This window comes from Streptomyces sp. NPDC021012 (genome assembly GCF_044333355.1).
Classification (GTDB): Bacteria; Actinomycetota; Actinomycetes; order Streptomycetales; family Streptomycetaceae; genus Streptomyces.
The window spans coordinates 91,932-102,982 of the sequence record NZ_JBIRQU010000013.1 but is presented as its reverse complement, the minus strand read 5'-3'; the positions used below and the strand labels follow the sequence as shown (position 1 = coordinate 102,982).

Annotated in this window: 1 protein-coding gene and 1 pseudogene; both read right to left on the bottom strand. The window is 74.2% G+C overall.

Features of this window, described 5'->3' with window-relative positions; all coding sequences use genetic code 11:
* Positions 1 to 3 precede the first annotated feature (3 nt).
* A complete protein-coding gene (locus ACH4TP_RS32695) occupies positions 4 to 1,689 on the bottom strand; it encodes a phytoene desaturase family protein (RefSeq protein ID WP_398439971.1) in 1,686 nt (561 codons plus the stop codon).
* Positions 1,676 to 11,000 (bottom strand): annotated as a pseudogene (locus ACH4TP_RS32690) (amino acid adenylation domain-containing protein). Before ACH4TP_RS32690 ends, ACH4TP_RS32695 begins: the two are co-directional and overlap by 14 nt.
* Positions 11,001 to 11,051: the final 51 nt, after the last annotated feature.

Genomic DNA, 11,051 nt, shown 5'->3' with positions numbered 1-11,051 from the left:
TGGTCATTCGGCCACCGCCGCCTTCCGGGTGTCGCCCCGCTGTTCGAGTCGTGGCAGCCGGCCCAGCTTCCCGGGATGCCACGGCCCGACACCCTTGCTCGGCCAGGCCCGGAACTCCCGGCCCAGCTCGTCGCACAGGAACTGGACCGCGTACCGGCCGCTGGTCGCGGCCCGGATCAGGCCGCCCATCCCGGTCCATTGACCGGCCATCGAGAAGCCGCTCAGCCCCGGCAGCCGCATCCGGTCCCGGTCCACCAGCGCGGTCGACACGTCGTCGGCCTCGGAGAACGCCTTCCAGGCCAGGATGCTGCCGTAGGTGTTGCCGGTGTACCGCTCCGTCGTCGCCGGTGTCGCCACGTCCACCAGCTCGATCCGCTTCTCGAGGCCCGGATGGCGCTCGGCCAGGAAGCCCCGAAGGAAGTCGACGACCTCCTGCTTGCGCTCCCGGTACGCCCGCCGGTCCGCCTTCCGCAGCTCCTGCCAGGACCGGTGGTCGGTGAAGTACGTGCAGTGCAGCACCGACTTCCCGGCCGGCGCGAAGCCGTCGGCGTAGTCGGACCGCCGCTGCACCACCAGACTGTGCTGGAGGCTCCCCGGCAGCGCCGCGCCCCGCTCCGGCCCGAGGAGGTACGTGGTGCTGTGCGGCTCACCGGCGGGCAGCGGCCCGTCGATCCCGACGAACGCGGAGACCACCGCCGGGTACAGGTTGTCCGGCCGGTCCAGCAGCTCCTTGTACAGCCGCTCGGTGCGCGGGCTGCTCCACCGCCCCTCCAGCAGCCGGTCCAGCACCGTCGGCCCGTCGCAGGCGGCGATCACGTGGTCGGCGAAGTGCTCCTGCCCGTCCCGCAGGCGTACGCCGACCGCCTGCCCGTCCTCGACGAGGATCCGCTCCACCCGGGCGCGGTAGCCGATGTGCCCGCCGAGCCCCGTGTACCGCTCCTCCACCGACCGGGCCAGACCCAGCGAACCGCCCTCAGGGAAGCCCGCGTTGCCGTTGGAGGCGCAGGACATCGTGAAGAGGAAGGGGAGCAGCGGGAAGCCGGTCAGCTCCTGGAGGAACACGTTCGGGAACGCCCGGCGCAGCAGCGGGTCCTCGAAGCGGTCCGCGAACCGGCGCATGGGCGTGGCGGCGGTGCGCCAGTACAGCCGGAACGCCGGCAGGATCGCGAGCAGCGTCCGCGCCTTCTCCGCCGGGGACTTCAGCGGCGGCGGCTTCAGCTCCCAGTGCGGGTCGAGCTCCGCGAAGCGCCTGAGGTCCCGGCAGAACGCCCGGATCAGGCGCGCGTCGCCGGGCGAGAGTTCCAGCAGGTGCTTCTGGAGCCGGTCCGGGTCGTTGTAGAAGGTGACGGACCGGCCGTCCTCGGCCACCACCCGGTTGAACTGGTCGAACAGGGTGATCCGCTTCCCGTCCAGCGCCCCGAGCTCGCGCCACACCTCGTTCGCCCCGGTCCCGGGTGCCGTGCCGATCAGCCAGTCGATGCAGTAGTCGAAGAGGTAGCCCTGCCGTGCCCAGGCGGTGCAGCAGCCCCCCGGCAGCACGTGCTTCTCGAAGATCCGGCTCTCCAGTCCGCTCATCTGCGCGTAGCAGCCGGCGGCCAGACCCGACATGCCCGCGCCGATGATGATCACCCGGGGCCGCCCGCCGGGAGGCCGGGCCTCCCAGTGGGGCCCGCCGTCACGCACGCCCATCCGCGGCACCTCCCGCCAGCAGCGTCCGGACCAGCTCCGCGTTCCCGTCGAGGAACGAGCCGTCGAGCATCTCGGCGTGCCGTCCGTGCCCCTCGCGCACGGTGCACCCGGCGGTGGTGACGCCGTGCCAGCCGCCGGGCTCGTCCGCCGCGAAGCGGAGCAGCTTGTCCTGGTCGGAGATCACCGCGATCGGCGCGCCGAGCACACCGAGCGAGGGGTGGGCACCGCAGTGTGCCAGGTACTCGCGGGCCTGCTCCACGGTCTCCCGGGCGACGATCTCGGAACCGGTGTGCCGCCGCAGGTGTTCCGCGAGCTCCGCCTCGAACTCGGCCAGGTGCTCCTCGCCGAGGGCGACGGCCTCGGCGATCCGGTACGAGTCCATGATCAGTACGAGGTCCACCACGCGGCCCCGCCGCTCCAGCTCCCCGGCGATCTCGAACGCGAGGTTGCCGCCGAGGGAGTAGCCGAACAGCGTGTACGGCCCGCCCGGGTGCAGCTCCTCGGCCAGATCCGCGTACCGGGCCGCCTTGTCGGGACCCGACAGGTAGTTGAACGCGGCGAAGCGGTGCTCGGGCAGCCGCGCCGCGAGCTGCCGGTACACCAGCCCGTGCCCGCCCGCGGGCGGCAGGCAGAACACCGTCGCCGCCGGGTCCGCGCCCGGGTTGAACCACAGGTACGGCTCGGCGCCGGGCAGCCGCCCGGTGACGACGTCCTCCAGGGTGCGGGCCATGCCGTGCAGGGTGCTGGTCTGGAACAGCCGCCCGACCGGCACGGACGCGTTGAACTCGGTCCGCAGGTGGTGGATCAGTTCGATCAGCTTGATCGAACTGCCGCCCGCCTCGAAGAAGTCGTCCCGTAGCCCAGGCCGCTCCAGCCCGAGCAGCGACCGCCAGTGCGCCGCCATCCGCGTCTCGTACAGCGTCACCGGCGGCTCGTACCGCTCCGGTCCCGCCTCCGCGCGCGGCTCCGGCAGCGCGCCCAGATCGACCTTGCCGTTCGCGGTCAGCGGCAGCGCGGACAGCTCCGTGAAGTGCGCCGGGATCAGATACGTCGGCAACTGCTCCGCGAGGTGGCGGCGCAGCTCCCGGGTGTCGGCCACCGCGCCCGGCGCGGGCACGCAGTAGGCGCACAGCACGTTCTCGCCCGTCTCGTCCCGCCGTACCGTCACGCACACCTGCGCCAGCTCGGGGTGGGCGGCCAGTCGCGCCTCGACCTCCCCGGTCTCCACCCGGTGGCCGCGCACCTTCACCTGCCCGTCGGCCCGCCCGAGGAGGTGCAGCACCCCCTCCGCGTCCCAGTGCCCGAGGTCCCCCGTCCGGTACAGCCGTACGGGTTCGCCGCCCGGTTCGAGGGCCACGAACCGTTCGGCCGTCCGCTCCGGATCGTTCAGGTGGTGGTCGGCGACGCCGGCGCCGCCGATCCACAGCTCACCGGCCACCCCCGGCGGCACCGGTTCGCCGTGCCGGTCGAGGACGTACAGCTCGCTGTTGGGCAGCGGCCGGCCGATCGGCACCATCCGGCCCGGCTCCAGCCCCTCGGCCCGCCCCTCGTAGTAGGCGCTGTCGATGGTGGCCTCGGTCAGCCCGTACGAGTTGACCACCCGGGTGCCCGGCCCGCACAGCGCGACGAGCCTCCGGTGCTCGCCCACCCGCCAGGCGTCCGAGCCGATGATCACCAGGCGCATGAACTCCAGGCCCAGCCCCTCCCGCTCGCAGTGCGCCAGCAGCCCGCGCGCCACCGACGGCACGAACTCGCCGCAGTCCACGCCCTCCGCGCGCATGGTCCGGTAGAGCCGCGCGGTGTCGAAGAGGAGGTCCCGGTCGACGAGGACCAGCGTCCCGCCCGAGCACAGCGCCCGGACCAGGTCCCCGGTGAACACGTCGAAGGAGACGCCCGCCATCTGCAGGTGCACCCGGACGTCGGTGTCCAGCCGGTACTCCTGCTGCCAGGCGACGAACACCGAGGCCAGGTTGCGGTGGCTGACCCGCACCGCCTTGGGGCGGCCGGTGGAACCCGAGGTGTGGATCACGTAGGCCGTCTGGTCGAGGCCGACGGCCGGCTCCGGCCGCTCCTCGGTCCCCGGCCGGTCCAGCTCGTCCAGGGTGACCGGCCGGCCCGGCAGCCGGGCCGCCTCGCCCGGCCGCCCGTCGGTCAGGACCAGCGTGGCCCCGGCGTTCTCCATCAGCTCGGCCAGCCGTTCCGCCGGGTGGTCCGGGTCCAGCGGCAGGTACGCGCCCCCGGCCCGCAACACCGCGAGCAGCGCGATCACCAGCTCCGGCGACTTCGCGAGACGCACCGCCACGACCGTCCCGACGCCGACGCCGCGTTCGCGCAGCGAGGCCGCCACGCGCCGCGAGCGCTGGTCCAGCTCCCGGTAGCCGAGCCGCCGCCCGCCCGGTACGGAGACCGCGACCGCCTCGGGGAACTGCGCGGCGATCTTCCCGATCAGCTCGTGCACCGGCACGTCGTGGTCGATCCGTCGGCCGACGCCGCCGAACCCGGTGACGATCCGCTCCCGTTCGCCGGCCTCCAGCATCGGCAGCCGTGCCGCCGGACGGCCGCCCTCCGCGCGGGTCAGGCCGTCGAGGAGGGTCCGGTAGTGCGCGGCCATCCGGCGCACCGTCGCCGCGTCGAACAGGTCGGTGTTGTACTTCAGCACGCAGTGGAAGCGACCGTCGGAACGGTCCTCGTACGCGGACAGCGTGACGTCGAACTGCCCTTCTTCCTCAGGGAGTTCGATGTACTCCAGCGCGTAGCCGAATCGCTCCACGGCCACCTTGTGGGTGAGCAGGATGAACATCGCCTGGAAGACCGCCGAGCGGCTCGGGTCGTGCTGGAGGCCCAACTGCTCCACGAGCAGCACGAACGGGTACTCCTGGTTGTCGAGGCCCCCGAGGACCGTGTCCCGCACCCGGCCCAGCAGTTCGGCCACCGACGGCTCCCCGGCCAGGCTCACGTGCAGCGGCAGCGGATTGACGAAGTAGCCGTAGACGGAGGCGAACTCCTCCTCGGTGCGCCCGGTGACGGGGCTGCCGACCACGATCTCGTCCTGCCCCGACCAGCGGTGCAGCAGCAGGTAGTACGCGGTGAGCAGCACCGTGTACACGGTGACGTTGTGCTCCCGGGCCAGCGCATGCACCCGGGCGCTGAGCTCGTCGTCGAGCTGGAAGAACTCCGAGGCGCCGTTGTCGGTCTGCACCGGCGGGCGCGGCCGGTCGGTGGGCAGTTCGAGCGCCGGGACCTCCCGCGGCAGGTGCTCCCGCCAGTACTCCAGCATCCGCCGCGCCTCGGGCCCGGCCAGGAAGCGGTTCTGCCGGTTGAGGAAGTCCAGGTAGCGGGCCGGGACCGGTGCCAGCTCCGCCGGCCGGCCGGTGCGCAGCCCGTGATAGACCTCGAACAGCTCCTCGATGAAGGTGAAGGTGGAGATCGCGTCCGAGACGATGTGGTGGACGGCCTTCATCAGCACCCAGCGGTCCGGGGCCCGCCGGAACAGCCGCAGCCGCACCAGGGGGTCCCGCTCCAGGTCGTACGGCCTGCGGTACTCCGCCACCAGTCGGGAGCGGACCTCGTCCCAGGGCAGCCCGGACACATCGAGAAGACCGGTGTCGGCGACGACCTCGGGCCGCACCCGCTGGACCGGACGCCCGTCCTCGGCGGTGATGTTGACGCGCAGGCTCGGATGCCGGGCGATCAGCGTCCGGAAGGCCTCGAACAGCAGCTCCGGGTCGAGCTCCGCACGCACCTCCACCGCGCCGCCGATGTTGTACGCGAAGCCGTCCGGGTTGAGCTGCCGGAGGAACCACAGGGCCTGCTGGTTGTGGGTGAGCGGGTGGCACGCCTCGTCGGTGAAGGGCTCCACCGCCGTCTCCGCCACCGGACCCCCGGCCGCCGCGAGCTCGGTCAGCCCCGCGTGCAGCCGCTCGGTCAACTCGCTCACCGGCCCGTTGCTGAGCAGTGCCACCACCGGCAGCGAGACGCCCAGCTCGGCGTGGACCCGGACCCGCAGCTCCATCGCGAGCAGCGAGTCCAGACCGAGCGAGCCGAGCCGGGCGTCCGCGTCGACCAGCTCCGGCCGCACCCGCAGCACACCCGCCGCGAGGGCCGCGAACCGCTCGGTCACCAGCGCCGTACGCGCCGGCTCGTCGGCGGCGCGGAACGCGTCGAGCAGACTGCCGCCCTGCCCCGCCGGGACCTCCCGGGCCGCCGCGGCGGCGAGCGCCGACACCAGCGGCGGCGGGGTGGGGTACCAGGACAGGAACACCGGCCAGTCCACCACCGTGGCCACCAGCAACTGGGCCCGGTCCTGCCCGATCACCCGCTCCAGGACCGCCATGCCCGCCTCCGGCGCCAGCGAGCTCATCCCGCGCGCGTCCCGGTAGTGGGCGACCAGCCCGAGCTCCTCGATCATGCCGGTGGCCCACGGCCCCCAGTCCAGGCTGAGCGCCGGCAGACCGAGTGCCCGGCGGTGATGGGCGAGCGCGTCCAGGAACGCGTTCCCGGCCGCGTAGTTGACCTGACCGGCCGTGGTCAGCAGCGAGGCGACCGACGCGAACAGCACGAAGTGCTCGACCGGCTCCTCGCGCAGCAGCCGGTGCAGCAGGTACCCGCCGTGCACCTTCGGCCCGTAGCCCGCGTCGAAGGCTTCGCGGTCCACCGACGGCAGCAGGACGTCCCGCACCTGCCCCGCGAGATGGAACACGCCCCGCACCGGCGGCAGACCGGCGGCCCGACGCCCGGCCAGCCAGCCCTCCATGGCCGCCGTGTCGGTCACGTCGACCGCGGCGACCAGCACCTCCGCGCCGAGCGCTTCGAGCTCGCGCAGGAACGCGACCCGCCGCCCCTCGGGGCCGCCCGGATCGAGCCTCCGCCACGCGCCGCGCTCCGGCACGCCGGTGCGGCCGAGCAGGACCAGGCGCCGGGCCCCGCGCCGTACCAGGGTGCGGCAGAGCAGCCGCCCCAGCGCCCCGAACGCGCCCGTGACCAGATAGGCGCCGTCCGCGCGCAGCCGCAGCGGCAGGGGACGGGTCAGCCCCACGGGCGGACGCAGCCGGCTGAGGTGCCGCCGTCCGGACCGCAGCGCGATCTCGCACTCCCCGTCGTCCGCGGTGAGCGCGCGCAGCAGCGCCTCGGCCTCGCCGGGCCCCCCGGCCGGGTCGAGATCGATCAGCTTGCCGCTGTGACCGGTGAGCTCCTGCTGCCACAGCACCCGGCCGATGCCCCAGGCGGGCGCGCCGAACGGCTCCACCGGCTCGCCCGGCACCACCGCCTGGGCGCCCCGGGTGACGATGTGCAGGCGCCCCTCCGGGCATGCCTCGGGCAGCACCTGGGCGAGTGGGACGAGCGAGTAGCCGCCGAGCGTGCCGATCCCGTCGAGGTCCGCCGCGCCGACCGTGTCCAGCGGCGGCAGATCGAGGTTCCACAGATGCACCACGGCTCCGAACCCCGACCCGAGTTCGTCGAACAGCCTGCGCAGATCGGCCGCCGAATCGGGCCGTACGGTCACGTGCCGGGCCCCGCTCCGGTAACGGCTCCCCGGGCGGACCAGTCGGCACCGCCCGCCGCGCGCCACGACTGCCTCGGCCAGCCGCGCGCCGAGCCCGCCCTCGTCGGCGAAGACCACGAGGTCGGGCGCGGGGGAGCCGCCGGGGCCGTCCCCGGCCCCCTCGGCGGTCCCGCCGTCCTCCGGCGCCTCGGCGGGCGCCTCCTCCCAAACCACCTCGGCCAGCCAGCCGTCGATGGTGCCGAGCTTCACCGAGGAGGCCCCCCGGTCCACCGCCGCCGCGCGGAAGCCGCTGATCCGGCCGAGCGGCGTCCCGTCCTCGGCGTACAGGGCGAGGTCGCCGACCAGTTCCCCGGCGCTCTCCGCGGTCACCGTCGCATGCGCCCACAGGGCCCGGTCGCCGACGGCGTCCAGCCGCAGCTCCGCGATGCCGACGGGCAGCCGGATCCCCGCGGACCGGCCGTCGTCCGGCGTCATCGCGGTGAGCACGGTCTGGAAGCAGGCGTCCAGGAGCACGGGGTGCACATGGCAGTCCGCTGCCCCGTCGCCCATGCCCGGGGTGGGCCGGATCAGCGACAGTGCCTCGCCGGGCGCCGTCCACACCTCGTCGATCGCCCGGAACGCCGGGCCGTAGTGGTAGCCGAGCGCCGCCAGCTCGCCGTAGCACGCCTCCCGGTCGAGCCGGCGCCCCGCTCGCGCCCGTACCGCGTCCGCGTCCAGCGGTTCCGCGTGCCGGCGCGGCTGCCCGGTGCGGACGACCCCGCTCGCGTGGACCGTACGGTCCGGAGCCCCGGTCCCGGAACCGGCGAGGGAGGCGATGGTGAACCCGGACTCCTCCGGCGCGAAGGCCAGCTGGACGGTCGTCGCCTCGCCGTCGGGCAGGAACAGGGCCCGGGAGAACTCGACGTCGGCCAGGGTGGCCGTGTCGCCGCCGGTCAGCGCCCGGACCGCCTGCGCGGCCATCTCCAGGTACCCGGCGGCCGGGAAGACCGTGCTGTCCTCGATCCGGTGGTCGGCCAGGTACGCCAGCCGCTCGGTGTCCAGGCGGCTCTCCCAGGTCGGCTGCAGCGCGGAGGTCCGCCGGCCGAGCAGCGGGTGGTCCAGCCGGCCGAGCCGGATCTGCTCCACCGGCGCGGGCTCCACCCAGTACCGCTCCCGCTGCCACGGATAGCCCGGCAGCGGCACCGGCCGCCCCACGGGCTGGAGCACCGACCAGTCCACGTCGACACCCAGCGTGTACAGCTCCGCGAGGGAGCGGGCGAACCGATCGGGCTCGTCCTCCCGGCGCCGGATCGACGGCAGCGTCACCCCCTCGACGGCCCGGCCCTCCAGGCACTCCCGGATCGAGTGGCCGAGCACCGGGTGCGGACCGATCTCCAGGAACAGCGTGTACCCGTCGTCGACGAGCCGGTCGACCGCGGCACGGAACCGGACGGGCCGCCGGACGCTCCCACCAGTACGCGGCGTCCAGCTCCGGCCCCAGCGCACGCCCCTCGCGGGCGGTGAGGTACAGCGGGAGACCGGCGGCGCGCGGCGCGATCCCGGCCAGCGCCTCGTGCAGCTCGGCCTCGATCGGGTCCATCCGCACGCTGTGATAGGGCACTTCGACGTCGAGGAACCGGGCGAAGACCTGCTCCCGCTCCAGCCGTCCGGCGAGCTCCCCGAGGGTGTCCCGGTCCCCGGACAGCGTCACCGACGCCGGGCTGTTCACGGCGGCGACCGACACCCGGTCCCGGTACGGGCGGACCAGCCGCTCGGCCTCCTCCTCGGACAGGTTCGCCGCCAGCATCGCGCCGGTGCCCGCGAGCCGGTGCTGGAGGGCGCTGCGCGCCAGCGCGATCCGGACGGCGTCCTCCAGGCCGTACACCCCGGCCAGGTGGAAGGCCGCGATCTCGCCGGTGCTGTGCCCGACGACGGCGTCCGGCCGCACCCCGTGGTGCTCCCACAGCGCCGCGAGCCCCGCCTGGACGGCGAAGTTGGCGGGCTGGGCGAGCCAGGTCTCGGCCATCCGGGACTCCGCCTCGGGCCGGGTCAGCTCGTCGAGCAGCGACCAGCCCGCCTGGCGCCGGACCTCCCCGTCGCAGCGCTCGACCGCCTCCCGGAACACGGGCTCGGAGTCGAGGAGCTCGCGCCCCATGCCCCACCACTGCGGCCCCATCCCGGTGAACACCCACACCAGCCGCCGCGCGCCGGCCTCCCGGAGGCGGCTCCGCACGGCCCGGGGGTGCTGCTCCCCGCGCTCGCAGGCGGCCAGCACCTCGTCGAGGGAGCCGGGCGGGTCGAGGGGGGAGTGGACGACGGCGAGGCGCTCCTCGAAGTGCTGGCGGCGGTGGGCCAGGGTGTGCCCGACGTCCGCGAGGGACGCTCCGGCGGCGAGTTCGCGGCGGACGCCCGCGGCCAGTTCGGCCGGACCAGACGCGTGCCGGGCGCTCAGCGGGAGGACCGAGCGGGCGGGCATCCGGGCCGTCGCGTGCGGCTCCTCCGGCGGGCGGGGCGGCGCCTCCTCCAGCAGGACGTGGGCGTTGGTGCCGCCGAAGCCGAAGGAGTTGACGCCCGCCCGCGCGGGTCCCTCGTGCTCCGGCCAGTCGACCGGTGCGGTCGGGATCTCGAAGGGCAGCGCGGCGAAGTCGATGGCGGGGTTGGGCTGCTCGAGGTTCAGGTGCGGTGGGATGCGGCGGTGCCGGAGGGCCAGCGCCGTCTTGATCAGGCCCGCGACGCCGGCGGCGGCCTCCGTGTGCCCGATGTTGGTCTTGACCGAGCCGACGTAGCACCGCGCGCCGGGCGCCCGGCCCTGCGCCAGCACCCGGCCCAGCGCCCGCGCTTCGATCGGGTCGCCGACGGGGGTGGAGGTGCCGTGCGCCTCGACGTACTGGAGGCTGCCCGGTGACACTCCCGCCTCGGCGCAGACCCGCTCGATGAGCGTGGCCTGGGCGTCGGCGCTGGGCACGGTGATGCCGTTGGTCCGTCCGTCCTGGTTCACCCCGCTGCCGATCACCACGGCGTGCACCGGGTCGCCGTCGCGCAGCGCGTCCGAGAGGCGCTTGAGCGCCACGACGCCGACGCCCTCGGCCCGTACGTAACCGTCGGCGGAGGCGTCGAAGGCGCGGGAGCGTCCGTCCGGGGAGAGGAAGCCGCCCTTGGTCTCGGCGATGGTGTACTGCGGCGCGAGGTGCAGCAGGGTGCCTCCGGCCAGGGCGAGTTCGCTCTCGCCGCGCCGCAGGCTCTGGCAGGCCAGGTGGACCGCGACCAGGGAGGAGCTGCACGCCGTGTCGATCGAGACGCTGGGGCCGCGGAAGTCGAGGCAGTGCGAGATGCGGTTCGAGACCATCGTCATCATCGTGCCGGTCGCGGTGTGCGCGGCCAGCGTCTCGAAGCCGAGGTCGGCGAACTGCAGGATCTTGTAGTCCAGGGTGAAGGCGCCGATGAAGACGCCGACGTCCCGCCCGGCCAGTTCGGCGGGCAGCTGCCCGCCGTCCTCCAGCGCCTCCCAGGACACCTCCAGGAGCTTGCGCTGCTGCGGGTCCATGTGCTCGGCCTCGCGCGGACTGATCCCGAAGAAGTGGGGGTCGAACTCGTCGAAGCCGTCGATGTAGCCGCCCCGCCCGCCGGTCAGCCGGCCTGGCTTGGCCCGGTCGCGGCTGCCGAGGGTCGTGGTGTCGTACCGGTCCGCAGGGGTGGGGACGAGACAGTCCCGGCCTTCGATCAGATTGCGCCAGAAGGACCGGTGGTCACCCGCGTGTCCGGGGAGCCGGCAGCCGATGCCGATGATGGCGACCTTGTCGCGGTGGGCGGAGCTGGGTGAGTCCGTCATGGTCCAATCCGGTAGGGACGACGCCTCGGTACGGGCCGGGCGGGGCGTGTG

Coding starts and splice junctions, on each gene's coding strand:
- ACH4TP_RS32695 (WP_398439971.1), bottom strand. CDS start 1,689: ATGGGCGTGCGTGACGGCGGGCCCCACTGGGAGGCCCGGCCTCCCGGC.